This window comes from Bacillus sp. FSL K6-0993 (assembly GCF_037977205.1).
GTDB classification, from domain to species: Bacteria; Bacillota; Bacilli; order Bacillales; family Bacillaceae; genus Bacillus; species Bacillus subtilis.
Genome location: NZ_CP150275.1, coordinates 3449140 through 3474741, shown reverse-complemented (window position 1 = coordinate 3474741; position 25602 = coordinate 3449140). Strand labels below are relative to the sequence as shown.

General features: G+C 44.7%; 27 protein-coding genes. 21 read left to right on the top strand and 6 right to left on the bottom strand.

Annotated elements, in window-relative coordinates; genetic code table 11:
• Positions 1-74: 74 nt before the first annotated feature.
• Positions 75-899 (top strand): flagellin Hag, encoded by an 825-nt coding sequence (gene hag, locus MHH79_RS18055; RefSeq protein ID WP_063334737.1) that lies wholly within the window; start codon positions 75-77, stop codon positions 897-899.
• A 198-nt stretch (positions 900-1097) separates the two neighbouring features.
• On the opposite strand, the gene MHH79_RS18050 is transcribed toward hag, so the two are convergent.
• The gene (locus MHH79_RS18050; protein ID WP_003235419.1) at positions 1098-1328 is read right to left on the bottom strand and encodes a hypothetical protein; all 231 of its coding nucleotides are present in this window, start codon (positions 1326-1328) and stop codon (positions 1098-1100) included.
• A 217-nt stretch (positions 1329-1545) separates the two neighbouring features.
• On the opposite strand from MHH79_RS18050, the gene yvlA reads away from it, so the two are divergent.
• The 5 genes from yvlA (at position 1546) to MHH79_RS18025 (ending at position 7619) form a co-directional block, all read left to right on the top strand.
• Complete coding sequence (yvlA, locus tag MHH79_RS18045; RefSeq protein ID WP_003244375.1) at positions 1546-1872, top strand: protein YvlA; 327 nt, start codon at positions 1546-1548, stop codon at positions 1870-1872.
• A 24-nt stretch (positions 1873-1896) separates the two neighbouring features.
• Entirely contained in the window at positions 1897-2994 is a 1098-nt protein-coding gene (locus MHH79_RS18040) for a DUF4097 domain-containing protein (protein WP_014478112.1), read from the top strand.
• A 4-nt stretch (positions 2995-2998) separates the two neighbouring features.
• Positions 2999-3196 carry a PspC domain-containing protein gene (locus tag MHH79_RS18035; protein WP_015384763.1) on the top strand — a complete coding sequence of 66 codons (198 nt, stop codon included), beginning with the start codon at positions 2999-3001 and terminating at the stop codon, positions 3194-3196.
• Position 3197: 1 nt separating this feature from the next.
• Positions 3198-3557: a phage holin family protein gene (locus tag MHH79_RS18030; protein ID WP_003228066.1), complete on the top strand. Its 360-nt coding sequence runs from the start codon at positions 3198-3200 to the stop codon at positions 3555-3557.
• Positions 3558-3749: 192 nt separating this feature from the next.
• Positions 3750-7619, top strand: coding sequence for a metallophosphoesterase (locus MHH79_RS18025; protein ID WP_340034786.1), 3870 nt, complete (start codon positions 3750-3752; stop codon positions 7617-7619).
• A gap of 19 nt (positions 7620-7638) precedes the next feature.
• On the opposite strand, the gene nagR is transcribed toward MHH79_RS18025, so the two are convergent.
• From nagR to nagA, 3 genes are read right to left on the bottom strand one after another with little or no spacing between them, the layout of a single operon-like run.
• Positions 7639-8370, bottom strand: a complete 732-nt coding sequence (gene nagR, locus MHH79_RS18020; RefSeq protein WP_322839818.1) for an N-acetylglucosamine utilization transcriptional regulator NagR — start codon at positions 8368-8370, stop codon at positions 7639-7641.
• A 17-nt stretch (positions 8371-8387) separates the two neighbouring features.
• Positions 8388-9116, bottom strand: coding sequence for a glucosamine-6-phosphate deaminase (gene nagB / locus MHH79_RS18015; RefSeq protein ID WP_340034785.1), 729 nt, complete (start codon positions 9114-9116; stop codon positions 8388-8390).
• Complete coding sequence (gene nagA / locus MHH79_RS18010; protein ID WP_047183263.1) at positions 9113-10303, bottom strand: N-acetylglucosamine-6-phosphate deacetylase; 1191 nt, start codon at positions 10301-10303, stop codon at positions 9113-9115. Before nagA ends, nagB begins: the two co-directional genes overlap by 4 nt.
• A gap of 181 nt (positions 10304-10484) precedes the next feature.
• On the opposite strand from nagA, the gene hprK reads away from it, so the two are divergent.
• Genes hprK through hprF form a run of 5 tightly spaced genes read left to right on the top strand, consistent with a single transcriptional unit; the run spans position 10485 to position 14371 of the window.
• The gene (gene hprK, locus MHH79_RS18005) at positions 10485-11417 is read left to right on the top strand and encodes an HPr(Ser) kinase/phosphatase (protein WP_340034782.1); all 933 of its coding nucleotides are present in this window, start codon (positions 10485-10487) and stop codon (positions 11415-11417) included.
• A 13-nt stretch (positions 11418-11430) separates the two neighbouring features.
• A complete protein-coding gene (lgt, locus tag MHH79_RS18000; protein ID WP_003242661.1) occupies positions 11431-12240 on the top strand; it encodes a prolipoprotein diacylglyceryl transferase in 810 nt (269 codons plus the stop codon).
• 23 nt (positions 12241-12263) lie between these two features.
• Positions 12264-13202: a nucleoside recognition domain-containing protein gene (locus MHH79_RS17995; RefSeq protein ID WP_015483753.1), complete on the top strand. Its 939-nt coding sequence runs from the start codon at positions 12264-12266 to the stop codon at positions 13200-13202.
• Positions 13199-13849 carry a pyrophosphatase PpaX gene (gene ppaX / locus MHH79_RS17990; RefSeq protein ID WP_015483752.1) on the top strand — a complete coding sequence of 217 codons (651 nt, stop codon included), beginning with the start codon at positions 13199-13201 and terminating at the stop codon, positions 13847-13849. The genes MHH79_RS17995 and ppaX overlap by 4 nt, the downstream gene beginning before the upstream one ends.
• A gap of 3 nt (positions 13850-13852) precedes the next feature.
• Positions 13853-14371, top strand: a complete 519-nt coding sequence (gene hprF / locus MHH79_RS17985) for a heptaprenylglyceryl phosphate O-acetyltransferase (RefSeq protein WP_015384756.1) — start codon at positions 13853-13855, stop codon at positions 14369-14371.
• 20 nt (positions 14372-14391) lie between these two features.
• Here hprF and pelC read toward each other — a convergent pair whose 3' ends face one another.
• Both pelC and MHH79_RS17975 read right to left on the bottom strand, forming a co-directional pair.
• Positions 14392-15057: a pectate/pectin lyase PelC gene (gene pelC / locus MHH79_RS17980; protein WP_041518072.1), complete on the bottom strand. Its 666-nt coding sequence runs from the start codon at positions 15055-15057 to the stop codon at positions 14392-14394.
• Positions 15058-15291: 234 nt separating this feature from the next.
• Positions 15292-16044, bottom strand: coding sequence for a C39 family peptidase (locus tag MHH79_RS17975; protein WP_063334733.1), 753 nt, complete (start codon positions 16042-16044; stop codon positions 15292-15294).
• Between the two features lie 250 nt (positions 16045-16294).
• Between MHH79_RS17975 and MHH79_RS17970 the strand changes: the two genes are divergently transcribed.
• From MHH79_RS17970 to MHH79_RS17925, 10 genes are all read left to right on the top strand, one after another.
• Complete coding sequence (locus tag MHH79_RS17970; protein ID WP_063334915.1) at positions 16295-17470, top strand: ATP phosphoribosyltransferase regulatory subunit; 1176 nt, start codon at positions 16295-16297, stop codon at positions 17468-17470.
• The gene (gene hisG, locus MHH79_RS17965; protein ID WP_015251138.1) at positions 17463-18104 is read left to right on the top strand and encodes an ATP phosphoribosyltransferase; all 642 of its coding nucleotides are present in this window, start codon (positions 17463-17465) and stop codon (positions 18102-18104) included. Before MHH79_RS17970 ends, hisG begins: the two co-directional genes overlap by 8 nt.
• Positions 18101-19384, top strand: a complete 1284-nt coding sequence (gene hisD, locus MHH79_RS17960; protein WP_340034781.1) for a histidinol dehydrogenase — start codon at positions 18101-18103, stop codon at positions 19382-19384. The genes hisG and hisD overlap by 4 nt, the downstream gene beginning before the upstream one ends.
• A complete protein-coding gene (gene hisB / locus MHH79_RS17955; protein ID WP_003243389.1) occupies positions 19381-19965 on the top strand; it encodes an imidazoleglycerol-phosphate dehydratase HisB in 585 nt (194 codons plus the stop codon). Before hisD ends, hisB begins: the two co-directional genes overlap by 4 nt.
• On the top strand, positions 19966-20604 hold the full coding sequence (gene hisH / locus MHH79_RS17950; protein ID WP_063334731.1) for an imidazole glycerol phosphate synthase subunit HisH: 639 nt from the start codon (positions 19966-19968) through the stop codon (positions 20602-20604).
• Positions 20601-21338, top strand: coding sequence for a 1-(5-phosphoribosyl)-5-[(5-phosphoribosylamino)methylideneamino]imidazole-4-carboxamide isomerase (gene hisA, locus MHH79_RS17945; protein WP_063334730.1), 738 nt, complete (start codon positions 20601-20603; stop codon positions 21336-21338). Before hisH ends, hisA begins: the two co-directional genes overlap by 4 nt.
• Entirely contained in the window at positions 21335-22093 is a 759-nt protein-coding gene (gene hisF / locus MHH79_RS17940; protein ID WP_063334729.1) for an imidazole glycerol phosphate synthase subunit HisF, read from the top strand. Before hisA ends, hisF begins: the two co-directional genes overlap by 4 nt.
• Entirely contained in the window at positions 22090-22719 is a 630-nt protein-coding gene (hisIE, locus tag MHH79_RS17935; protein WP_251217504.1) for a bifunctional phosphoribosyl-AMP cyclohydrolase/phosphoribosyl-ATP diphosphatase HisIE, read from the top strand. The genes hisF and hisIE overlap by 4 nt, the downstream gene beginning before the upstream one ends.
• 245 nt (positions 22720-22964) lie before the next feature.
• Complete coding sequence (locus tag MHH79_RS17930; RefSeq protein ID WP_340034780.1) at positions 22965-23702, top strand: lipoprotein YvcA; 738 nt, start codon at positions 22965-22967, stop codon at positions 23700-23702.
• The gene (locus MHH79_RS17925; RefSeq protein WP_309530054.1) at positions 23692-25596 is read left to right on the top strand and encodes a DUF6792 domain-containing protein; all 1905 of its coding nucleotides are present in this window, start codon (positions 23692-23694) and stop codon (positions 25594-25596) included. The genes MHH79_RS17930 and MHH79_RS17925 overlap by 11 nt, the downstream gene beginning before the upstream one ends.
• The last annotated feature ends 6 nt before the right edge of the window (positions 25597-25602 follow it).

Here is a 25602-nt window from a genome sequence, read left to right as displayed (position 1 = left end):
GTCTGATACGCCAGAAATCAAAGAAAAGGAAGTCTTTGATTTCAAAAACATATACACATGGAGGTATTTTTCACATGAGAATCAACCACAATATTGCAGCGCTTAACACACTAAACCGTTTGTCTTCAAACAACAGTGCAAGCTCAAAAAACATGGAGAAACTTTCTTCTGGTCTTCGCATCAACCGTGCGGGAGATGACGCAGCGGGTCTTGCGATTTCTGAAAAAATGAGAGGACAAATCAGAGGTCTTGAAATGGCTTCTAAAAACTCTCAAGACGGTATTTCTCTTATCCAAACAGCTGAGGGTGCATTGACTGAAACCCATGCAATCCTTCAACGTATGCGTGAACTTACTGTTCAAGCAGGAAACACAGGTACACAGCAAGCAGAAGATCTTGGTGCAATTAAAGATGAAATGGATGCGCTTATTGAGGAAGTTGATGGCATTTCAAATCGTACTGAATTCAACGGCAAAAAGTTATTAGATGGTACTGAAACTGATGGTTTCACTTTCCAAATTGGAGCAAATGCTGGCCAGCAGCTTACAGTTAACATTGACAGCATGTCATCAACTGCTTTAGGAGTAAACGCACTTAATGTAACAGATTTTGCTAATACTCCTTTTGATACTCAACTTGAAAGTATTGATACTGCAATCAACAATGTGTCAAAACAACGTGCTAAACTTGGTGCGGTACAAAACCGTCTAGAGCACACAATCAACAACCTTGGTGCTTCTTCTGAAAACTTAACAGCTGCTGAGTCTCGCATCCGTGACGTTGACATGGCGAAAGAAATGAGCGATTTCACAAAGAACAACATTCTTTCTCAAGCTTCTCAAGCGATGCTTGCTCAAGCAAACCAACAGCCGCAAAACGTGCTTCAATTGTTACGTTAATTTTGAACGGCTATCTCTTTCTGATAGTTACAGCTTGCCGACAGAGTCCATTAACTGGATGTGCCGGCAGGCTTTTTTTGTTACAATCATTTTGTGACAGCCAGGGAATCACTTGTTTTTTCAAAACAAAAAAGGCAAGATATTGTCATCTAACCTTTAACTTTGTTTCAGTTATAATGAATGATATGTTTTCCGCAATTACAAAGTCTTCTTATACAGCTGCTTACTTACACTCATTAAATCTTGAACAATATGCGTGTTGCTGCTGTCGAGCAGCACTTTTATATATTGGATATCGTGAGAGATCGGGAAGGGTCCGTGAATCTGCTCAAGCTCGGCGATCATTTCACGATTCATTCTTTTTTGTTCATGAATCAGCTTTAACACTGATTCTTGTGTTACTGTATAGTCACTGGGATCTTTCTCCATTGCTTGTCCAGCCTCCTTGGTTGCCGTAAGCTTTTTACATATTGTAATCGGTATAGCCGGAAGATTCTACTTCTAAAACTTTTTAAAATCCAATTTCCGTAAATCGGAGCATGTCTAAAGAATGAATTTGAAACCTGAAGAGATTTTAAACGTATAAATAAGTAAAACGTCCCTGATCTTTTGTCATGGACAATCTACAATAGGAGTGTGGAATGAATTGAACCGTAATCAAGCTATTATTGCATCACTTTGTTATTTCAGTGTGTTCATTGCGCCAATCATTGTGCCGATTGTCGCTTATTTTGTTGTAAATGAGAAAGAAACAAAACGCCATGCGATACGCTCTCTTATTTCTCACATTGTTCCGTTTGTCGGCTGGCTGTTCCTTTTTATTGCTTTACTTGGCGGAGCCGTTGCGATTGATGGAGACAGCTTGCTTCCTGTATTTGTAATCATTGGGGGAGCGGTTATTTATTTCTTAGTTGTCATTGGCATTATCATTTGGAATGTGATTCAGGGCATTAAGGTCCTGCGTGCAGCATAAGTAGACAATGGGGAGGAGATCGTAATGAAGCAAGAAAAGGAACGAATCCTTAAGCTTGTTGAGGAAGGAAAGCTTACAGCACAAGAAGCTTTGACACTGATTGAAAAGCTTGACAGTGACTACAAGGAAAAAGAAGAGAAAATCACAGCGCTCTCAGTTCACGTTCATGACGAGGAAGAGCCATTTACAACGGCAAAAAAAGAAAGCGGCAAGCCGTCTTTAGGAGCCAAGCTGTTTGACTGGATTGATTCTGCTGTGAAAAAGGTCAAGGAAGTTGACCTTGATTTAAACTTTGGCCATGCGTATGATGTTCAGCACATTTTTCAATTTAAAGATACTGACTTTTCCAGTGTTGAGCTGCAAATTGCCAATGGCAGCGTGAATATCGTCCCTTGGGAAGATGACGATATCAGAGCGGAATGCCAGGCGAAGGTATATCGCGCTGACAGCCAGGATGCGGCGAGACACGCATTTCTTCAGCATATTGAATGTGAAATCAAAGGTAATAAATTTTTTATCCGTACTGAGAAAAAGACGATGAAAACGAATGTCACTTTGTATATTCCTCAGAAGGAGTATGATAAGATTCGAGTGAAGCTGTTTAACGGTCCGGTCAGAGGGGAACATTTACATGTAAAAGAGTTCTCAGCGAAAACGACAAACGGCGTGTTGTCGTTCTCGCACTTAACAGCCGAAAAAGCCATAGCTGAAACGGCCAACGGGCAAATTAAGCTCGCCAGCCACAGCTGCGGAACGATAGAAGCGGAAACCATTAACGGATTGATCGATCTCCGAGGGAAAAGCGAATCCATTGACGTTCAAAGCTTTAACGGAAATATTGCGATTAACGTTACAGAATCGGACTGCCGCTCCATTTATGCAAAAACAACGACTGGAAGTGTGGAGCTTGCGATTCCGGACGATCTCGCAGTGAAGGCAGAGCTGAAAAGCAATCTTGGTTCGCTGTCCCATGAATTAATGGATGTTGAGATGCTGAAGGAAAAAAATGATACCATTCAAAAAGAAATGATGTTCACTTCAAATCAGGCACATGATCAAAACATCACCGTCTTCTCAGAATCACTAACAGGCGCCATCAAACTAAAGTACTCACAGAGGTGATCGAATGAATAAGCTTTATCGCTCAGAAAAAAATAAGAAAATCGCCGGTGTTATCGGAGGTCTCGCGGAATATTTCAATTGGGACGCATCACTCCTCAGAGTCATAACTGTCATCTTAGCCATTATGACAAGTGTCTTCCCGGTTTTGCTCATTTATATCATTTGGATTTTTATCGTCCCGTCAGAAAGGGATATGAAATGACATGGTAAAATGGGCAGTCAGCATTTTAGTCAATGCATTGTTATTAATCGTCATTGATGGATATATTGACTCCATCCATATCAGCAGCATTGGGGCAGCGATTATCGCCAGCCTCATTTTATCGATCTTAAACGTGCTGATTAAACCGCTTTTAATTATCTTTACACTGCCGGTCACCATGGTGACGCTTGGACTCTTCTTGTTTGTGATTAACGCCATCACGCTTATGATGACCGCGTCCATTATGGGTGACAGTTTTCAAATCGACGGCTTCGGCACAGCGATATGGGCATCCGTTATCCTGTCGGTCTTCCATTTGCTGATTCAAAAAGGCATTTTAGAGCCTCTTAGAAAAAAATAAAAAAAGCTGCCCGCAAAGGCAGCTTTTTTACATGTTCTGCAGCCTCCTTAAAAAATTGTGAAGTGAAGTGTTCGCTTTTTGTCAGCAGTCCCGCGTATATGTCGTATGCTTTGTCAGATTGGATATTGTTTAAAAATGAACTCATAAGCTTCCCTGTTCAGACGCAAAATACATGAAAAGGGAGGTGCTTTGATGAGGAAATACACGGTTATTGCTTCTATATTACTGTCTTTTCTTTCCGTTTTGTCTGGCGGCCATCATGAATCGAAAGCTTTTCCTGTTGTACAGCAGGAACTATTTCAAACGCCTCATTACATACCCTTGCTTGAAAATCCTCCTCAAATTGATGTGAAAGCTGAAATGAGAAACAATCTAATGATTGAGGCTCAAGTTCGCGATAATTCGTATCAAGCATTTTCCGCCTTTCTTTTTTATAAACAAAGTAATGAGCTGGGCTACAAAATGGTGCCGATGGACCCGACCCCCGGAGCGGTCCGCAAGTTTTTGGCACAAATTCCGAAACGTTTGATTTGGAACAGCGAGCTTGAGTATTACATTGTGATGTCGAATGGGAAGCAGCGGGTGAAGTCGGAGACGAAGAAACTGAAGCTTGAAGGATACCAGGCTGACCTTGCCCATATTCCGGAGCTTCTGATCACAGAGCTGGCGGTTGATACGAAGAACATAGGACGCGCAGACGGTTATGAATTTATTGAGATTTTTAATACGACTGACAGAACGATTGATTTTAAAGACTACCATATCCGTTACCGCTACCCAAAAGAAGGGCCTGACTCCGATCTGATTTGGAGGCCTGATGAAAGGATCTTGATACCATCCGGCGAAACGTTTGTCGTCTGGCTGAAGCCTGCCGGGCATCCAGAATTGACGTCAGAGGATTTCAATCGTTATTATCAGACACAACTAAAAAAAGGAAAAAATCTCGCGGTGATAGACGAGACAGAGGGTATGGCCAATACGAGGCCGCGGGCCGTTGTGATATCAACGAATACAGGAAAGGACATTTCGGTTGCGCATTATCGGAAACATGCGCTGCGCCGGCTGTCATCAGTGCTTTATAAGTATCCGCTGAACGGAACCGCAGAACTTCTGAACATTTCAATCGGGGAAAAGAATCCGTCTCCTGGAACCGTATTACAGGCACAGGTGCCCGAGCAGAAACGGAAAATCAAGCTCGATAAAGAAAAGCCGGTCATTGAGGATTTGACTGACCGCAAGCCTGTCCGCCCTGCTGAAAGCATTGAGCTGCGGGCTGACATACGGGACCGAAGTCTAGTGAAAACAGCGGCCTTTTACTACCGGACGGATGAGAACAAACCGTTTAAGCGAATTCTTGCTGAAAAAGACCGCAACGATAATCTCTACCATTATATTGTGTATTCGCCTGAATTGATCGGGAAGGATCAGCTAGAGTATTATGTGGCGGCCGGGGACGGGATCAATGAAGCGAGAACGCCGGTCAAAATGATTGATATTAAACAAACAAGCAAGTCGCACGGCCTGCGGATGAATATTGAAAACAGAGACACGCTGTCGGGAACTCAGTTTCTCAAAGCCACGACAGAAGGGCGAGCTGACCGCATTAAGCTATGGGTTGACGGGAAAAAACAAGTGACAGAGCCCGCGATGGAAAAAGAAGTATATTTTGCATTCGATACGAGGAAAACGAACCTTTATTTTAAAAACGCGGTAACGATGGAAGGCAAAGTGCTGAAGGTGTTCGATGATACAACAAATAAATACTGCACCTATTCTGTTCCATTGCCAGAGACACTGCTTCGGAAAGGGAAGCAGCTGCAGCGTATTACAATACGATCGGGTTCGAAGGTGTCTCCGTTTGATACGGCTGAAAACCGTGATGACTTCTTAGTCAAAAACGCCCGATTGGTGTTATCGGATGGAACGGTGATCAGGGATCAGAGGGTGTCCCCTGAGAAGGAACTTTTTATTGGCGATAATCAGCGCTCGAATAAAAGCTGGCAATTCCAGTTCAATCTGCCTGACGGACTGTTTACATCACAGCTGCTGGAGTGGGATACATCAAAGCTTTCTGAAGGCGCTCACCATATACAAGCAAGCGACGGCAAGGAAAATGTCAGCCTGGTTGTACGGGTAGATAATTCAGGACCTCACATTGAGCCGAATATCACCGAGGGGCAAACGTATAAAGGAAACCTTATCCTGCAGGCGGATATGTATGATAAATGGAGCAAAATTGAGGAAGCGGAAGCGTCTTTAGATGGAGAAAGTATTACACTCCCATATCATACGTCATCTTCTGACCTTTTGCCGGGAAAACATTCTCTAAAAGTGACAGCAACGGATCTCGCGGGCAATAAAACAGTGATTGAGAGGATATTTAAAACCGAACGAGAGCATCCGGACCAGCCGGAGGTTATAGACAGCGAAGCCGACACGCATAAGGCCAAGCTTTCTGTACGGGTGAAAGATCCGACGAATGATGCCATGGATGTTGGTTTTTATAGGGGATTTCAATATACAGCGCGCAATCATGTGAAAATATTTAAGCACGCGTCACTGACTGAACCGCCGAAAAGCTTTGTGCCGGAAAGGGAGACCCCATTTACGAATAAAGAATTGGAGCGGGTATCAGCTGTTGATGGAAAAACAGTATCGACAGAAAACAAAGAGCTTTTCCCTTATCATCGCTTTGAAGTGACGGTTGATCCATCAATTGATGAGAATGATCTGGCAGAAGCAGTCTGGAAGGGCAGTTCTTTGCCGGGGAGAAAGGTGACGATGTATGCTTGGAATTATCGGACAAACGAATGGCAGCCTGTTGACAGCTTCGTCGCTAAGGATGACAAACCGTTTACGCTGAAAGCGTCTGTGATTGCCGCCGATTTTGTACGGGAGTCGAAAATGAATGTGATTGTACAGGATGAAATTCCCCCTGCGAAGGATATGTACACATTTGTCTGGATGTCTGATACACAGTATTACGCCGAAAGCTATCCGCATATTTTTGATAAACAGACCGAATGGATAAAAGATAATCAAAAGCAGCTCAATATCAAATATGTGTTCCACACGGGTGATATTGTAGATAATTCCGCTGATATCAGACAGTGGAAAAACGCTGATCGGTCAATGTCCGTTCTGGATAAGAGCGGAATTCCTTACGGCGTGCTGGCCGGCAACCACGATGTCGGGCATAAGGACGGCTCCTACAGGGCGTTTGGCAAATATTTTGGCAGCGATCGTTTTGATAAAAAATTGCATTATGGCGGTTCCTATAAAAATAACCGCGGACATTATGACCTGATTTCTAGCAACGGCAATGATTATATCATGCTGTACATGGGATGGGGCATTACGGATGAAGACATCGCGTGGATGAATCAGGTGTTGAAGAAACACCCTGACCGGATGGCAATTTTAGCTTTTCATGAGTATTTGCTGGTCAGCGGAAACAGAAGCCCAATCGGAGAGAAAATATTCAAAGAAATCGTAAAGCCGAACCCGAATGTCGTGATGGTGTTGAGCGGGCATTATCATAGTGCGATGAGAAAAACAGATGAGCTGGATGATGATGGTGATGGGAAACCGGATCGTCTTGTGCATCAAATGCTGGCCGATTATCAGGGCGGGCCAGAAGGCGGTCAAGGGTATTTGCGTTTGCTTCAATTTGACCAGGCCAATGACATGGTGCACGTATCGACGTATTCTCCGTATGTAAAGGATAAGAATTACTATGATACGGATACCTATGGCAACAAGGATGAATTTTCCCTTTCGCTTGATTTGAAGCCAAGAATCAAAAAGGTGGAAACCGATTATTTTGAATGTAACGTATATACCAATGAAGAGCTTGGAAAACGGGAGCAAGTGAAGAGCGGGGATACAGCTGAATTCCGCTGGGATCATCTTGAACCGCAGTCTGTTTATTATTGGTACATTATAGTGGAAGACAGTTTTAACGGCAAAACGAAATCACCGATCTGGAAGTTCAAGACGAAAAAAGAAACATATCGTCCGGCACCAGACCAGTTTGATTTTCGCCATCTCTCCAATCCTTAAAAAGGGTTGGAGGCTTTTTTTATGAAAGACGATCCATATAGTGGACAAATGTATAACGGTCGCCTCTGTATACGGATTTTGCATGCTCAAAAGCAGTTCCGTTCTGCAGATATGTTGTTCGTTTGATTAATAGGACCGGCGCTCCCTTTTGAATACCAAGAATGTTCGCTTCTTCCGTGGTGGCAGCGCTTGGCTCAAGCTCCTGTTTTGCACGGGAAATCGGTATGCTGTTGTACCTTTCAATATGATCATAGATCGACGACTGAAAATGCGATTCGTTCAATTCACCCGCAAGCTCAAGCGGAATATGTGAGGACTCAATCGCCATTGGAATATCATTTGCCAGCCGCACCCGAGTGATTTTATGGATAGAGGAGGGGTGCCCGCAGCCTAATATAGCCGCGAGCTCCTCAGTTGAATCAATAAGCTGATAATCAATGAGCCTGCTGCCCGGTGTCATCCCGCGGCTTTTCATATCCTCGGTAAAGCTTGTCAGCCCTTGAAGTGCTTGTTCCATTTTTGGCTTGCTGACAAAGGTGCCCCGCCCTTTCAGGCGATAGAGCAAGCCTTCATTAACTAAATTAGAAAGCGCCTGGCGAACTGTCATCCGGCTGATCCCGAATTGTTCGGCATATTCGCGCTCCGAAGGAAGAGGCATATCCGGCTGCAGCTCTCCGCTCTTAATTTGTTTTTTTAATTGCTCCATAATCTGATAATAAATTGGAATAGGCGATTGTTTATTGATATTCATAAGTCAGCATGTTCCTTTCAAGGTCTTAATGACGCGGCTTCACGATCAATCAAAACCGTAACATCGGAATGCAGGTGCAAAGCAGATGCGGGAAAATCTTCGCTTATGTTTCCTTCTAACAGCTTACGAACAGCTTCCGCTTTGCTTTTTCCAGAAATAAGCAGCAGAATGCGCTTGCTTGAGAGTATCGTTTGAATTCCCATTGTGAGCGCTTTTTTCGGCACGCTGTCTTTAGAAGGAAAATATCTGGCATTCGCTTGGCGGGTTTGCTCATTTAATGTCACAACATGAGTTCGCGACTTGAAAGACGTTCCCGGTTCGTTAAAGCCGATGTGTCCGTTTCGGCCGATGCCGAGAACCTGAATGTCAGTGCCGCCGAGGGACTCGACTAGCTGTTCATACCATCTGCATTCGGCTTCCAAATCGTCTGCATTTCCATTCGGAATAAAATGCCGGCTAGGCTTGCTATCGATATGCTGAAATAAACGGTCATTCATATAGAAGTGATAGCTGTTCGGGTCATCGCTTGAAAGTCCGGCGTACTCATCCAAATTAACTGTAGTGACGTTTTGAAATGAGAGATTCTCAGTTTGGTGCAGGCGGATCAGCTCGCGATACGTGCCTTCCGGTGTGCCGCCCGTCGCTAACCCGAGAACGGCATCAGGTTTTTCTTTGATTGTATCTGCCGTTATTCTGGCTGCTTTTTGGCTTAGCTCTTCATATGTTTGACATTCCATTACTTTCATATCTGGTCAGCCTCCTTGGATATAAATGCAATGTTTCCGCGGCAAATGGTGAGAATCACCTCGCAATCACTGCTGACAATCACCAAATCTGCATCTTTTCCCACAGTCACACTGCCTTTTCGGTCAAAGATGCCCAGCTGTTTGGCCGCGTTTGCAGAAGTTATATTAGCTATATCCGTCCAAGAGCAATTTGTAAACTCACGCATATGCCGTGCGCCTTCGTTCATTTTGAGGATCGAACCGGCAAGGGTTCCGTCTGAAAGAAGAGCTGTTCGTCCTCTTACCGTCACACTTTGGCCGCCGAACTCATATACGCCGTCTTTCAGGCCTTTTGCCCTCATGGAATCGGTAATTAAAATGAGCTTGCTGCTGCCTTTCGCCAAAAAAGCAAGCTTTGCAGCTAAAGGATGGGAGTGAATGCCATCGGCGATAAGCTCTGTCACAAACCCATCATGGGCCAGCGCCGTTCCGATCACTCCGGGCTCTCGGTGATGAAACGGGCTCATCGCGTTGTACAGATGAGTCATATGGCTCGCCCCTGCTTTTGCGGCATCCGACAGCAATGCGGAATCGGCATCCGTGTGCCCCATGGACGCGATAATCGATTCGTCTTTCAAATGGCGGATCAGTTCAAAATGCTGATCCTCCTCCGGCGCAAGTGTAACAATTTTGATCAGTCCGCCCGCCTCCTGCTGCCACTTTTTGAAAAGCGCAACATCCGAAGGCCTAATCCACTCCTTTGGCTGTGCTCCGGCTCTTTTAGGCGAAACAAAGGGGCCCTCTAAATGAATGCCGAGCAGTTCTGCACCTAATAAAGAGGACTCTTCAGCCGCTTTCCACTCTCTTGCGTTCACCAAAGCTTGAGAAATGTTCCCATGTTCCTGGGTAATCGTTGTGGCTAAAAAGCTCGTCGTGCCTTCTTCGGGAAGTCTTGACGACATGATGTCGAGCGTGGAAAAGCTTGCATCCATCGTATCTGCGCCATAGCCGCCGTGGATATGAATGTCAATCATGCCGGGAAGCAAAACGGAATCCGCAGGTGCTTGAATCTCTTTTGAATATGGCTCCTTGGGCCGTTCTGCTGAAACTGTGCTGATTTTTCCGTCATTGATTCCGACATAGCCGTTTTTAATTACTTCATTTTCTGTCACGATCGCAATGTCTTTGATAAGAAGACTCTCTGCCATAGATGATCCGCCTTTCTGGAATTTGAATACCTTTATTTTACTCTTTTTCAGACTAGTGATCTAGACCAGTTGAGGTGTTTTCCTCCCTTTTATAAAATCTGTTTTAGGTTCAAGCCCGAAAGTGATAAAATGAAAGTATTGTGAGCAAGCTCGGGGCAGCCCGGAACAGGAGGAACATATCGTGGCAAAGGTTCGCACAAAAGACGTAATGGAACAGTTCAATTTGGAATTAATCAGCGGAGAAGAAGGAATTAACCGCCCGATTACAATGAGTGACCTATCAAGACCAGGCATTGAAATTGCCGGATATTTTACATATTACCCGAGAGAGCGCGTGCAGCTTCTCGGAAAAACAGAGCTTTCTTTCTTTGAACAGCTTCCTGAAGAGGAGAAAAAACAGCGAATGGATTCTCTGTGCACTGATGTAACACCAGCTATTATTCTTTCTAGAGATATGCCCATCCCGCAGGAGCTGATTGACGCCTCCGAGAAAAATGGGGTGCCTGTCCTCAGATCGCCGCTAAAAACGACAAGACTGTCAAGCCGTTTAACCAACTTCCTTGAGAGCAGGCTGGCGCCTACCACAGCAATTCATGGCGTTCTTGTCGATATATATGGTGTCGGCGTGCTGATCACAGGAAAAAGCGGCGTCGGAAAAAGCGAAACAGCGCTGGAGCTTGTGAAAAGAGGGCATCGCCTTGTTGCCGATGATTGCGTTGAAATACGGCAGGAGGATCAGGATACTCTTGTGGGAAACGCTCCGGAATTAATTGAGCACCTTCTTGAGATCAGGGGCCTTGGCATTATCAATGTGATGACGCTATTTGGCGCTGGCGCGGTCAGAAGCAATAAACGAATCACGATTGTCATGAATCTTGAACTCTGGGAGCAGGGCAAGCAATACGACCGGCTCGGACTTGAGGAAGAGACCATGAAAATCATTGATACAGAAATTACAAAACTGACGATTCCCGTCCGTCCAGGCCGAAATCTTGCAGTCATCATCGAAGTGGCAGCAATGAACTTCAGATTGAAGCGGATGGGGCTGAATGCCACTGAACAATTTACCAACAAGCTGGCGGACGTCATTGAAGACGGTGAACAAGAAGAATAGGAGTTGGCGTTAAATGAATGAAGCGATAGAACCACTCAATCCGATAGCATTTCAGCTGGGGCCGTTAGCCGTCCATTGGTACGGAATCATTATCGGTCTCGGCGCTTTGCTCGGGCTGTGGATTGCGATGAGGGAAAGTGAAAAGCGGGGGCTGCAGAAAGATACGTTTATTGATCTTGTCCTGTTTGCCATTCCAATTGCGATTATTTGCGCACGAATTTATTACGTTGCCTTTGAATGGGATTATTATGCGGCACATCCGGGAGAAATCATTAAGATTTGGAAGGGCGGCATTGCCATTCATGGCGGATTAATCGGCGCCATTTTAACGGGTTATGTGTTTTCGAGAGTGAAAAACCTTTCGTTCTGGAAGCTTGCGGATATTGCCGCGCCCAGCATTTTGCTCGGCCAGGCGATCGGCCGCTGGGGGAACTTCATGAATCAGGAAGCGCACGGCGAGGCTGTCAGCAGAGCCTTTTTAGAAAACCTGCACCTGCCTGAATTTATCATCAATCAAATGTACATCAATGGGCAATATTATCATCCTACTTTTTTATATGAATCACTATGGAGTTTTGTCGGCGTCATTGTTTTACTGCTGCTGCGCAGAGCGAATTTGCGTAGAGGCGAGATGTTCTTGATCTATATCATTTGGTATTCAATCGGAAGATACTTTATTGAAGGAATGCGGACTGACAGCTTAATGCTGACTGATTCACTTCGCATCGCTCAGGTGATTTCAATCGTATTGATTGTTTTGGCTGTGGCAGCCATCATCTTCAGACGCGTCAAGGGATACTCGAAGGAGCGGTACGCGGAGTAGACGTCAACAAAGGGGGATGAGGGATGAAGAAGATCTTTCTGGCCGGTCTTGCAGCAGGTCTTCAAACAACATGGACGCTCGGTAAAGTGATTTTCCCGGTAACGCTATTGGTCACTTTGCTTCAGCATACCCCTGTCATGGATTGGCTTGTACGGCTGATCACACCGGTAATGGGTCTCTTCGGGCTTTCTGGTGAAGCGGCCATTCCGCTTGTACTGGGAAATATGCTGAATCTGTATGCGGGAATTGCCGCGATTTTGACATTGGATTTGTCTGTAAAAGAAGTCTTTATTTTAGCTGTTATGCTTTCATTCTGTCATAACTTGATTATCGAATCGACAGTTGCCGCAAAGGTTGGTATCAGAATTGGCGTTATATTGGCGGTGCGCATCGGTTTGGCCGCTGTGTCAGCCATCGTCATCAACCTCATTTGGCATGGTGGACAGGAAACGGCGCAGTACGGTTTTATCGCTGCGAAGAGCGCGGCGCCAGACAGCTGGCTGGCAATGCTGGCAGAAGCCTTAACGAAAGCCGGACTTGGTGTTTTGCAGCTGGCGGCAATTGTCATACCGCTGATGATCATCATCCAGTTTTTAAGAGATTTAGGCTGGCTGCTTCGGTTCTCCAGGTGGCTGTCTCCGTTTACGCAGCTGCTTGGCATGAATAAAAATACGTCTATGACGATGGTGGCGGGACTGACGATTGGTCTGGCCTACGGAGCGGGTGTTATGATCAAAGCTGTTGAGGATGACGGCGTGAGCAGGCGGGATATGACATTGGCATTTATATTTCTCGTTGCCTGCCACGCGGTCGTAGAAGATACACTTGTCTTTATTCCGCTCGGCATACCGGTCTGGCCGCTTCTTTTGATTCGTGTCACCACAGCAGTTCTGCTGACAATGGCTATTGCGCACACGTGGAAAAAATGGAAACCCTCAGCGGTTGGAAAGGAAGCAATATGAGTGATAAACAAGTAACGACGATTCTGTTTGATTTAGACGGAACGCTTATTAATACGAATGAATTAATTATCGCGTCCTTTTTGCATACACTGGAGCATTATTATCCGAGCAAGTATAAACGAGAAGATGTCCTTGCATTTATCGGGCCGTCTCTTTTTGAAACTTTCTCCTCGATGGATCCTGAAAAATGCGATGATATGATCGCCATGTACAGAGCGTACAATCATGACATGCATGATTCACTCGTGACTGAATATGAAACGGTATATGAGACCCTGGATGCATTAAAAAAAGCCGGCTTTACATTAGGAATTGTGACAACAAAATTAAGAGATACTGTCAATATGGGCCTCAAGCTCACGGGAATCGGCGAATTCTTTGAAACAGTTGTCACCCTTGATGATGTGACGAATGCAAAGCCTGATCCCGAGCCTGTGCTGTTAGCGCTGAAACAGTTAGGAAGCAAGCCCGAGGAAGCCATTATGGTCGGAGATAATTACCACGATGTGCTGGCAGGCAAAAACGCCGGTACAAAAACGGCAGGAGTCGCATGGACGATTAAAGGGCCGGAAATGCTGGCGAAGCATGAGCCGGATTTTATGCTTGAGAAAATGAGTGATCTATTACAAATCGTTGGAGTGAAGTAATCTGTGAGAAAAACAGATCGTCATCCGGTCTCGGGGGCCAACTCACTGTGGCATGTCTATCAAACGGTACCTTTTTTAAAGGTCGTCAAAAATTTCATTGTCATTCAAATTGCGAGATATACGCCGTTTATAGGGATGAAAAACTGGCTGTACCGTACATTTCTGCGGATGAAGGTTGGAAAACATACATCCTTTGCCCTCATGGTGATGCCAGATATCATGTTTCCGGAAAAGATCTCAGTCGGAACAAATACAATCATCGGGTACAATACGACCATTCTGGCCCATGAGTATTTGATTCACGAATACCGGATCGGCAAAGTTCTGATCGGAGACGAAGTGATGATTGGTGCCAACACGACCATTCTGCCCGGGGTGAAAATAGGAGATGGCGCAGTTGTGTCCGCCGGAACGCTTGTCCATAAGGATGTGCCTGACGGGGCATTTGTCGGCGGAAATCCGATGAGGATCATCTATACGAAGGAAGAAATGCAAGAAAGATTGAAAAAGTCCGCTGAATAAACATCAGCGGACTTTTTTGGTTAAAATTGAGTGTTGTTGTTTTCGTAAATATGCTGAACACCAATCCATTTTTGACCGACATTAGAGTAGCGTGTATTTGTCATTCTGACCGTGCTTGTTTTGCTGTCCGTCCGGAATATCGCTTCCTTCATGTTTGTGATGGTGCACTTGTCGATGATCACATCAACGTGGAAGGTTGAACCGCCAAGCTGTCTAATGAACTTCCCGCCATTGTCCGCCGTGAAGTTTTTCACTGTGAATGTACTGGCTTTATTGATTTGGAATATCTTATCTGACGCTTTTTGAGCAGAACCGCCGTCGATCGTCACTTTTCCTTCCTTCTTCACCGTTAACGCATCCTCACCAACATCTTCCCATTTCACATTCTGAATGTTAACGTTTCCATAAGTGTGTACACCATCAGCGGCAGGTGCACCAAGCACCACATTTTTCAGGGTTGCTCCATCCTCCACACGAAAAACAGGGTCTTGGTTTTCTGACTGGCTTCCGTCGCCTAATTCTTTCCCTGCCACAAACCGCTGTCCTTTCCCGTCATATGTTGTATTTTTTGGTACGATAATTGTTTCGTGCACCACTTTGTCTGCTGCAAAAACGGTTGATGGCTGAAACTGGCTGAACCCCATAACCAAACCGAACATAAATAGGATAGACACGAATTTTTTCAATGATAAATCCTCCCCGGATATCTTTTTTGCAAGAGAAGCGTCAGCGACTTGCACCGGCTTCTCTCACATAGATCGGGGCAAGGCTGAATCTGCTTTAATCATAAAAACAGACAGCCTGAAAGTAAAGACAATTTTGGATGATAAATGGAAAATGAAGGATCTTACCGATTGAAACCAAAAGCATGAATATTGTCGTATTTGCTCAGGATAGAGCATAGTGAGGCTTTCAGGTGTTTACTTTTGAATAACCACGGCCTGGCTGCCCATTTGTTTCCACGCTTTTTCAAAGCTTGTTCTATCGGTTTTTCTGTTTTTATAGCCATACGGATCATTGAGATACACATATTTATCATCATATCCCGTAACGGCGACGCTGTGTTCGCTGTACGTAATTTCTATCGTTCCGTTTGGCGTTTTCCATGTCTGCATGTTGTCAACTGGCGTAAAGTTGGCTGTCGTAATAACCCAAACTGGATTGCCTTTTTCAAGCTGTTCATAAACAGCAGAAATGCTTTTTCCAGTCAGGTCAGTCACTTTGTCTCCCGCATAGGTTTTCGCCAGCTGATAGATCGGTCGATGGTAGACACCGAGACCAGGGCCATTCGCCATATCCCCGACAAATCCGTCATTCGGATCACCCTTTAATCCGCTGCTATATGTCAAAGGCACTGTGGCAACCTGATTTGCCAGGGTGTTTTTTGTCACGTCGTATCCCGCGTAATTCAGCACCATCGCAAGGCTTGTTACTTCACAACCGTTATAGAGCCGGGGTGCGTCCATTTGATTGTAAAGGATGACATCCAGCGGTTTTGCGCTTCCCTTCAGCTCCTTTTTGCTGTTCGCAGCTGAGTCTGTATCGCTATCAGAAACCACTTTTTTAAGGCTGTTCAAAAAAGGAATATCTATATCTTTTGCATCTATTTTAAGTCCGAAAAAAATAACGCCTGAAAGAATCAACAGGACACATAGAGTTCGCAGTGTTTTCATCTTTATCTCCTTGTTCTCTATTTGATTTGTATTATAGCATGCCAAACATAAAGAATTTGAGATATTACGTACCTTTAATACATTATTCATGAATTTTTCATAATGAGGGGAAGGATATTTGAACTAAAAAAATCCTAACTGAAGTTAAGCGTTGATTTTCATTCTTTCATCTGCTAACATATTATCATATTAGCGAACTAAAGGATTCGGAATTTTCCTTCATAAGATAACAGCGGAGGTGCTCGGGTTGATGTTTATGTTTGAAAAACCGCACGGCATGAGAGATACACTGCCCGGTTTATACGAAACGAAAAAAAAGGTGAGACGATCGTTAACCGATTTGATTGATAAATGGGGATATCAATTTATGGAAACGCCGACACTGGAGTTTTACGATACCGTTGGCGTCCAGTCAGCAATTGAAGAGCAGCAGCTGTTTAAGCTACTTGATCAGGACGGCAAGACATTGGTGCTTCGCCCGGATATGACGGGGCCGATTGCAAGGGTGGCGGCATCAAAGCTTCTGAAACACGGTCATCCGCTAAGAGTCGGCTATGCGGCAAATGTATTCAGGGCTCAGGAGCGTGAAGGCGGACGTCCGGCTGAGTTCGAGCAGGTCGGAGTGGAGTTAATCGGTGACGGCACGACGAGCGCGGATGCGGAGGTCATTGCTTTAGTCGTCGGGGCATTGAAAAACGCTGGGCTGGCATCCTTTAAAATTGCCATCGGCCATGCCGGCATTGCGGATGCTTTGTTTGTTGAGGTGCTCGGGAACGTTGAACGAGCTGATGTGCTGCGGAGGTTCTTATATGAAAAGAACTACGTCGGTTACAGAGAGCATGTCAAGTCTCTCCCGCTTTCCTCCATTGATAAAAGCAGGCTGCTTGAGCTCCTTGAACTGCGAGGCGGTATAGAAGTATGCGGACGTGCCGAGGAAATCGTCGATTCTGCGCAAGGAAAAAGCGTGGTTGATGAGCTGAAGGCGCTGTGGGACATTCTTGAGGATTACGGATGTACGGAAAATGTCCGCCTGGATCTGAATATGGTCAGCCACATGAGCTATTACACAGGGATTTTATTTGAAGTGTACGCCGAGAATGTCGGTTTTGTCATTGGAAGCGGCGGCCGTTACAACAAGCTGCTGGGCCATTTTGATTCACCTGCACCGGCAACAGGCTTCGGGCTTCGGATCGACCGGCTAATTGAAGCCCTTCATATGAAAGAAGAACCATGTGATATAGACGCTGTTATTTTCAGCAAAGAGCAGCGGGCGCAAGCCATCGCTTATGCGAATGAAGAACGCATGGAAGGGAACAAAGTGGTTCTTCAAGATTTATCGGGAATAGAAAATATCGACCAGATGACAAAATCTTTTGCAAACGTCACTTATTTTATTGGTGCCAGAAAGGAAGAGCAAAATGGGTAAGTTACTCACAATGGCGATGCCAAAGGGCCGGATATTTGAAGAAGCGGCAGGGCTGCTGAGGCAGGCAGGCTACAGGCTCCCTGAGGAGTTTGAAGATTCGAGAAAACTGATCATCGATGTGCCGGAGGAAAATCTTCGTTTCATATTAGCGAAGCCGATGGACGTAACCACGTATGTGGAGCATGGCGTGGCAGACGTCGGAATTGCGGGCAAGGATGTCATGCTGGAGGAGGAACGCGATGTGTATGAGGTACTGGATTTAAAAATCAGCAAATGCCACTTAGCTGTCGCCGGACTCCCGAATACAGACTGGAGCGGCGTAGCGCCAAGAATCGCGACAAAGTATCCGAATGTGGCTTCCAGTTATTTCAGAGAGCAGGGAGAACAAGTCGAGATTATTAAGCTCAACGGTTCAATTGAACTGGCTCCGCTCATTGGGCTTGCAGATCGGATAGTGGACATTGTTTCCACTGGACAGACGCTGAAAGAAAACGGGCTTGTTGAAACAGAGCACATTTGCGACATTACTTCCCGATTTATCGTCAACCCGGTAAGCTATCGCATGAAAGACGATGTGATTGACGAAATGGCATCCCGCTTATCTCTCGTTGTGGAAGGAGAAACGGCAAAATGAAGATCAAAACCATCAGCGGCGCTGAACGGCTTTCTCTGAAGAGGTCTATAGATGCTGGCACGGAAGAGCAAAGAAAAACAGTCCGATCCATTATTGAAGATGTCAAAGCAAACGGTGATCAGGCGGTTCGCACCTATACGGCGAGATTTGACGGCATCGAAATAGACAGCCCGCTCGTCACAAAAGAAGAAATTGAGGAAGCATACACCTTACTGGATTCACAGCTGCTTCAGGTGATTAGGCAGGCCATCGAAAATATTAGAGAATATCATGAAAGACAGCTGCAATCCTCATGGTTTTATCACAGAAAGGACGGCACAATGCTGGGGCAGAAAGTGACAGCGCTTGATTCCGCCGGCGTATATGTGCCAGGGGGAACGGCTGCATATCCTTCATCTGTTTTGATGAATGTCATTCCGGCGCTGACAGCGGGTGTGGATAGAATCGTTCTTGTGACGCCTCCGGGAAGAGACGGACAGCTGTCTCCAGGGGTTTTAGTCGCTGCTGCTGAGCTCGGCATAAAAGATATTTACAAAATGGGCGGCGCTCAGGCGATTGCAGCGTTAGCATACGGAACAGAAACCATTGAGCCGGTGGATAAAATCACGGGTCCGGGCAACATTTATGTCGCGCTTGCCAAACGGGAAGTGTTCGGCGATGTCGATATCGATATGATTGCCGGACCTAGTGAAATCGTCGTGCTGGCTGATGAAACAGCGATTCCGAGCGAAATTGCAGCCGATCTGCTGTCACAGGCGGAACACGATAAGCTCAGCTCATGTGTGTTTGTCACAGATTCCATGGCGCTGGCCGAGGCGGTTTCAGCCGAGGTAAGTAAGCAGCTAAAAACCTTGCCGCGTAGAGAAATAGCGGAAGCTTCAGTGAGAGATTACGGTTGTATATATGTGGCGGAAACAATGGTGGAAGCAATTGATACTGTCAATACACTCGCGCCAGAGCATTTAGAAATCATCACACAGTCTCCCGAAGCTTTGCTTGGCAGTATCAAACATGCGGGTGCCATTTTCTTAGGCAGATACAGCCCTGAGCCTGTCGGTGATTATTTTGCCGGACCGAACCATGTGCTTCCGACAAACGGAACAGCCAGATTTTCAAGTCCATTAAACGTAACTGATTTTCAAAAGAAATCGAGCATTATTTCTTACAGTCAATCAGCCTTTGAAGAACATGCCGAAAGCATCGCGGCTTTTGCCAGACTTGAAGGGTTAGAAGCCCATGCCAGTTCAATTGAAGCGAGAGAACGGAGGATTTCTAAATGAGAAAAGCGGAACGCGTCAGGAAAACAAACGAAACAGATATTGAGCTGGCATTTACAATAGACGGCGGGGGACAAGCGGATATCAAAACAGATGTGCCGTTTATGACACATATGTTGGATTTATTCACGAAACACGGCCAATTCGATCTTTCCATTAACGCAAAAGGCGATGTTGATATAGATGATCACCACACGACTGAAGATATCGGCATCTGCTTAGGGCAGGCGCTGCTCGAAGCGTTGGGCGATAAAAAAGGAATCAAACGCTACGGATCGGCGTTTGTGCCGATGGATGAGGCACTTGCTCAAGTTGTGATTGATTTAAGCAACCGGCCGCACTTAGAAATGCGCGCTGATTTCCCGGCTGCTAAAGTCGGAACTTTCGATACGGAGCTTGTACATGAATTTTTGTGGAAGCTGGCGCTCGAAGCTCGAATGAACCTGCACGTCATCGTTCATTATGGCACAAACACCCACCACATGATTGAAGCCGTTTTTAAAGCACTGGGACGTGCGCTTGATGAAGCGACAACGATCGATCCGCGTGTTAAAGGAATACCGTCAACGAAAGGGATGCTGTAAATGATCGGCGTGATAGATTACGGAATGGGGAATTTATACAGTGTCTCAAAGGCGCTTGAACGTGTCAGCGTGCCGTATTTTGTTTCTGAAAAGCCGGAGGAGCTGAAAGAAGCTGATGCCTTCATTTTGCCGGGAGTCGGTTCATTTGGAGACGCGATGGACAATTTGCGCTACACGAAGCTTGATCAATTGATTCATGATATGGTCTCAGAGGGAAGGCTGCTTCTCGGGATCTGCCTCGGCATGCAGCTTTTATTTGAAGAAAGCGAAGAAAACGGCACTGCTTCAGGGCTCGGGCTGCTAAAAGGTAAAGCAGTCAGGCTAAAAGCAGAAGATGAAAAAGGAAACAAGCTGAAGGTTCCGCATATGGGCTGGAATCGTCTTTCTTTTCATAATGAATCTCCGCTGCTGTCTGAAACAGAACAAGGCTACGCTTACTTCGTTCATTCTTATTACATTGATGGGATGGAGGAGAATGCGCTTCTGGCAAGCGCCGATTATGGTGTGCGAGTGCCTGCTGTAGTCGGAAAAAGAAACGTCTTCGGCGCCCAATTTCATCCGGAAAAAAGCAGCACGGTCGGAATGTCTATTTTAACCCAATTTACGAAAATGGCAGCAGAACAGAAGGTGAAAAAATGAGTGCTTTTACATTATATCCGGCAATTGATATGAGAAACGGCAAATGTGTCCGCCTTGTTCAAGGGGATTATAATAAGGAAACGATATATGGCGATTCACCGTACGACATGGCTGCGTTATTTGCGAAAGAGGGTGCCGAATGGATCCATCTCGTTGATCTCGACGGAGCCAAAGAAGGGAAAAGAGTGAATGACCGCCATGTGATTGAGATTGCGCAAAAGCTGAACCTGAAAGTCGAAATCGGCGGCGGGATCCGTTCCGAAAAAGACGTCTATGAATATTTATCAGCAGGAGTCGATCGGGTGATCCTGGGAAGCTCAGCAGTTTCTAACCCTCCGTTTGTCAAAAAAATGCTGAAACAATATGGCGAGAAAATTGCAATCGGACTGGATGCGAGAAACGGCTTTGTTTCAACAGAGGGATGGCTGGAAACATCAACCCTTAAGGCAACTGAACTGGGCAAAGAGCTAGCCAATGAAGGAGCGGAAGTCTTTATTTTTACTGACATCGCGACAGACGGAATGCTGTCAGGCCCCAATGTTAAAAGCACGGTCGAGCTTGCGAAGGAAACGGGGAAATCGGTGATCGCTTCCGGCGGAGTCAGCTCCGTCACGGATCTCGAAGCCCTCGCCCGCTATGAGGCGGACGGCGTCTCTGGAGCGATCATCGGAAAAGCGCTGTATACCAATCAGTTTACGCTGTGTGAGGCGCTTGAAAGGGTGAAGCGCAAATGATCACAAAACGGATTATTCCATGCCTTGATGTCAAAGAAGGACGCGTTGTCAAAGGAATTCAATTTCTCGAATTGAAGGATGCCGGTGACCCAGTTGAACTCGCCGAAGTGTACGACCGAGAAGGTGCGGATGAACTTGTTTTTCTTGATATCTCCGCCTCGCATGAAGGACGAAAGACGATGGTTGACGTTGTGGAGCAGGTTGCCGCGAAGCTTGCGATTCCGTTTACAGTCGGCGGCGGCATCAATCAGCTCAGCGATATGAAAACGATACTGCGTGCCGGAGCTGACAAAGTGTCGGTGAACACGGCAGCTGTTCTTCGCCCTGAGCTGATTGCAGAAGGAGCCGAGTTTTTCGGTTCTCAATGCATCGTCCTTGCCATTGATGCCAAGTATGACAAAGAATCTGACACATATAAGGTCTATACGCACGGCGGCAGAAAGAAAACAGATTGGGAGGTCACCGCGTGGGCAAAAGAAGGCGTCAAACGCGGTGCAGGAGAAATATTGCTGACAAGCATGGACTCTGATGGTGAGAAAAAAGGCTTCGACCACATGCTGACAAAGCTTGTTTCCGAAGCTGTCCCCGTCCCTGTTATCGCTTCGGGAGGCGCGGGAAACGCACAGCATATGCTTGAGGCTTTTACAAAAGGAGAAGCCGATGCCGCGCTGGCCGCCTCAATTTTTCATTATAAAGAAACATCGATTAAAGAAGTGAAATCATACTTGAAAGAGTACGGGGTGAATGTGAGATGAAACAGGCAGATGAACTGCGTTTTAACGAGGAGGGATTAATTCCTGCCATCGTGCAGGATGCGGCAAGCAAAGAAGTGCTGACACTTGCGTATATGAACAAGGAATCGTACGAAAAAACGCTGGAAACGAAGGAAACATGGTTTTACAGCCGCTCACGCCAAGCGTTATGGCATAAAGGAGAAACCTCAGGGAACACGCAAGCCGTCAAAGGTATCCGGTATGACTGCGACCAGGACGCATTGATCGTACTTGTAGAGCCGTCCGGCCCGGCATGCCACACTGGCAGCTACAGCTGTTTTACGAAGGAACAAACAGAAGAACAGGCCGCAGGCCGATTCGACATCATGAACGAACTGGAGCGCGTGATCGCGGAACGCCAAGCGGAGATGCCTGAAGGAGCTTACACCACTTACCTTTTCCGTGAAGGCGTCGATAAGATTTTGAAAAAAGTCGGAGAAGAAGCATCCGAAGTCATCATCGCCGCGAAAAATCGGGACCGCGAGGAACTCAAATGGGAAGCGGCAGACCTGCTGTATCACCTGCTTGTCCTGCTCAGAGAACAAGCCCTGCCGCTGGATGATGTGCTTGACGTATTGAAAAAACGCCATTCTGAGAAAGAAGAGTAAAGAGCCGTATGATACGGCTCTTTTTGTTTTGTGAAAAAAGTAATAGGTATTTAGATTTATATTAGGTGTTATATATGATTAGTTAATAAAAGGAGATCAAAACCGAGTCTGATTTCCTATTTATCCAAATTCCGCCATGATGTAACATGAAAAAGGATGAAATAATCATCTCTTAACCAGGTCAATAGAATTATTTTTGATATAAAAATAGAATACTATTCTCACAAAACCCGTGGAGGTTCGTAATGAAAAAGATCATCTTTATTTGCTTCAGCTTATTACTTGCCCTGACAGGAGGATGCAGTATGAATGACAATGATAAAAACAGCACAAATGACAATAAAACAGAAGCGGTAAAACCAAAAGACATGGATCCCAAAGACCTGCCTCAAGTACCTGCGTTTCAGGACGAGAAAACGAGAGAGTACATGGTGTCAACAAAAGAAGAGGAACCAGGATATTATTTGCTGGAATCTAAGCTGAAAGGGTTTAGGATGCTGTTTCCGGGGGATGGGGAGTATCTCCCTGATTATTCTGCGTCAAATGGAGAAAATAGTGAATCAATTGGGTTTCAAAGCTATAATGAAAAATCAAATATTCTCTTAGATGTGCAAATAAGCTACTATAACAAATCTTCATTTATTAATGATCCAGAGACAATGCTGGACCAAATTAGTAATGAGAATGGTTACAAAGGAAATTTTAAGAAGCAACAAACTGACGGAAAAGTAGTTTACGCAGCAACAAAAAAAAGCAATTTTAAAAACAGTGATCGTAAATACAATTTTTCCTATCGTTATTTTGGATATATAAAATCCAATGAAGAAGAGTATCTGGGGATAGTATATTCTTTTATAGTCCGCTGTAAAAAAGATGATAAACCTTGTACTTTGGATGAAGCTCGAGCAAAAGAAAAAACTGATAAACTAATTAATTCTATAACCTTTTTAAGAAATAACAAGGAGGTTAGAGATGGAAAATAATAATGTTTTCGGAAATGAAAATGTAAAGCTCCGTTTAATTAACTTAGAGTATGCCTATAAAGAAAAGTTTGCATCGAACAATCCGGAAAAAGTAAAAAAAGCCAAGGAAGAGTTTGAAACTGAAATACGGAGGATCTATAAAGAAGAAACGAACTCGGAGCTTCCTAAAGAAATAGAGATATATACTTCACACGAACTTATTCAAGAAAATAAGAACATAGATAAACGGATTAGAGATTCTGGTTATGATGGTACAGCGATTTATATAAAGGAAAAGAAAAATGATATAGAGCAGCTTCATATTATTTCTGAGGGGAGTGCTGATAACGCAGATTGGTCTTATAATTTCTTTGGTTTGTTTTTAGGTATTGATGATAACCAATACAGAGCTACGAGAGAATTTGTAAAGAATTCAAAGAAAAAAGCAGGTAATTCCGAGGAATTAAGAACATTTGCGCTAGGACATTCTCTTGCTAATAATAACCAAGTATTAGCTCAATTAATTGATGGAGAATTTGATGAAGTATATGGAGTGAATGGGGCACAAATAAGTATCGACCAACTTTTATTAGCTGATAGAAATTTGGTAGATTTTTTATTAAATAAATATGATCTTAGTCGTCAAGAGCTTAAAGAGCTTCCACGAGAACAGCTAAAAAAAGCAATCACCCAATACTACAATGACAAAGGCGTCACAGCAAACATCACCCAGCGCATTTCTAAAGATGACCCGCTTTATGGCGTCAGCGGAAAGGCCGATTTTATTACATTTGGCAATGTAAAGATGAAAGATACAAATACAGATGTCAAAGGAATCAGAAGTATTATAGATAAGATTCCTGATGAGGAAGTCCGTTCTATCCAAACTTTTTTACGAAAGTATTCGGATGAATATAAAAAAGGCGGGCTAAACGGATTTATCATGGCTTCGACCGGGATAGATGCAGAGCTTGTCGGCAGTATATTTAGTGCTGATGGAAATGTGGCGAAAGGGAAAATAGTGAAAGACCGGTTTGGTGATATACAGGTAATGGTTAAAAATATCGGGGAAAAAATGCCGGCCTTTATCAAATTCTTTCATACAATCTTGAATAATAGCGGAACAGTTGTGGATCAGCTTGAAGAGAATGGGTATATTGATGAGGCGCAAAGGAAGAGTATCAAAAAACAGTTAAAAATTGTTAATAGTAAGATAGGCGATATAGAAATTCAATATCAACAGTTAAAATACGCACTTTCTACTAATAATGTAGTTGCAATTGTTTATTATGTCTGTGAGTTAATAGGCAGTGTTAATGAATTAAAAGATGCATTTGAAACACTCGACACAGAAACAAAAGACGCACTAAAACTTATCGTCGACGGCCACAGTATCGTTCAAATGCTCAACGCCTTGTCAAAGGAAAAAGGCTTCAGCTATAAAGGCTCCGATATTTATTTTACAGGGAAGAGCGGCTCGGGAGAAACGATTCAAGTCAATCTCTCATCCGCTGTCAGAATCTATCAAAACGGTATGAAAATCGTTGAAGATATGGAAGATGCGATTTCTAAGTACCAGAAGGTTTACAGTCAGGAAATCGCTGAAGACTTCATAGACAAAAAGCAGGCGATCATCACGGCTATTCATCATATGGAAGAAAACCCTTCGCATTATGCCTTCGATCTTCAATTCCGGCTTGCAGCTGGTTTCAGCCACACATTCGATAAATTGGAGAAAATCTCAGTTCATGAATCATTCCACACAGGTGCGCTTCCTGCTAATGATGGGATTGTTGCTGAATTAAAAAAACAGACAACAGAAAAAAGAGATTTTATCAAAAATATCCGCGAGAGTATTGAAAAGCTGTTTGAAAAAGAAGAAATGATTTCTCAGTTATTTGATTTTCAGCCTTAGGAGGAA

What these genes read in the sequence shown, in the direction of transcription:
- hag (WP_063334737.1), top strand. Translation starts at nt 75, where the DNA reads ATGAGAATCAACCACAATATTGCAGCGCTTAACACACTAAACCGTTTG.
- MHH79_RS18050 (WP_003235419.1), bottom strand. Translation starts at nt 1,328, where the DNA reads ATGGAGAAAGATCCCAGTGACTATACAGTAACACAAGAATCAGTGTTA.
- MHH79_RS18040 (WP_014478112.1), top strand. Translation starts at nt 1,897, where the DNA reads ATGAAGCAAGAAAAGGAACGAATCCTTAAGCTTGTTGAGGAAGGAAAG.
- MHH79_RS18035 (WP_015384763.1), top strand. Translation starts at nt 2,999, where the DNA reads ATGAATAAGCTTTATCGCTCAGAAAAAAATAAGAAAATCGCCGGTGTT.
- MHH79_RS18030 (WP_003228066.1), top strand. Translation starts at nt 3,198, where the DNA reads ATGGTAAAATGGGCAGTCAGCATTTTAGTCAATGCATTGTTATTAATC.
- MHH79_RS18025 (WP_340034786.1), top strand. Translation starts at nt 3,750, where the DNA reads ATGAGGAAATACACGGTTATTGCTTCTATATTACTGTCTTTTCTTTCC.
- nagR (WP_322839818.1), bottom strand. Translation starts at nt 8,370, where the DNA reads ATGAATATCAATAAACAATCGCCTATTCCAATTTATTATCAGATTATG.
- nagB (WP_340034785.1), bottom strand. Translation starts at nt 9,116, where the DNA reads ATGAAAGTAATGGAATGTCAAACATATGAAGAGCTAAGCCAAAAAGCA.
- nagA (WP_047183263.1), bottom strand. Translation starts at nt 10,303, where the DNA reads ATGGCAGAGAGTCTTCTTATCAAAGACATTGCGATCGTGACAGAAAAT.
- lgt (WP_003242661.1), top strand. Translation starts at nt 11,431, where the DNA reads ATGAATGAAGCGATAGAACCACTCAATCCGATAGCATTTCAGCTGGGG.
- MHH79_RS17995 (WP_015483753.1), top strand. Translation starts at nt 12,264, where the DNA reads ATGAAGAAGATCTTTCTGGCCGGTCTTGCAGCAGGTCTTCAAACAACA.
- ppaX (WP_015483752.1), top strand. Translation starts at nt 13,199, where the DNA reads ATGAGTGATAAACAAGTAACGACGATTCTGTTTGATTTAGACGGAACG.
- MHH79_RS17975 (WP_063334733.1), bottom strand. Translation starts at nt 16,044, where the DNA reads ATGAAAACACTGCGAACTCTATGTGTCCTGTTGATTCTTTCAGGCGTT.
- MHH79_RS17970 (WP_063334915.1), top strand. Translation starts at nt 16,295, where the DNA reads ATGTTTATGTTTGAAAAACCGCACGGCATGAGAGATACACTGCCCGGT.
- hisG (WP_015251138.1), top strand. Translation starts at nt 17,463, where the DNA reads ATGGGTAAGTTACTCACAATGGCGATGCCAAAGGGCCGGATATTTGAA.
- hisD (WP_340034781.1), top strand. Translation starts at nt 18,101, where the DNA reads ATGAAGATCAAAACCATCAGCGGCGCTGAACGGCTTTCTCTGAAGAGG.
- hisB (WP_003243389.1), top strand. Translation starts at nt 19,381, where the DNA reads ATGAGAAAAGCGGAACGCGTCAGGAAAACAAACGAAACAGATATTGAG.
- hisH (WP_063334731.1), top strand. Translation starts at nt 19,966, where the DNA reads ATGATCGGCGTGATAGATTACGGAATGGGGAATTTATACAGTGTCTCA.
- hisA (WP_063334730.1), top strand. Translation starts at nt 20,601, where the DNA reads ATGAGTGCTTTTACATTATATCCGGCAATTGATATGAGAAACGGCAAA.
- hisF (WP_063334729.1), top strand. Translation starts at nt 21,335, where the DNA reads ATGATCACAAAACGGATTATTCCATGCCTTGATGTCAAAGAAGGACGC.
- hisIE (WP_251217504.1), top strand. Translation starts at nt 22,090, where the DNA reads ATGAAACAGGCAGATGAACTGCGTTTTAACGAGGAGGGATTAATTCCT.
- MHH79_RS17930 (WP_340034780.1), top strand. Translation starts at nt 22,965, where the DNA reads ATGAAAAAGATCATCTTTATTTGCTTCAGCTTATTACTTGCCCTGACA.
- MHH79_RS17925 (WP_309530054.1), top strand. Translation starts at nt 23,692, where the DNA reads ATGGAAAATAATAATGTTTTCGGAAATGAAAATGTAAAGCTCCGTTTA.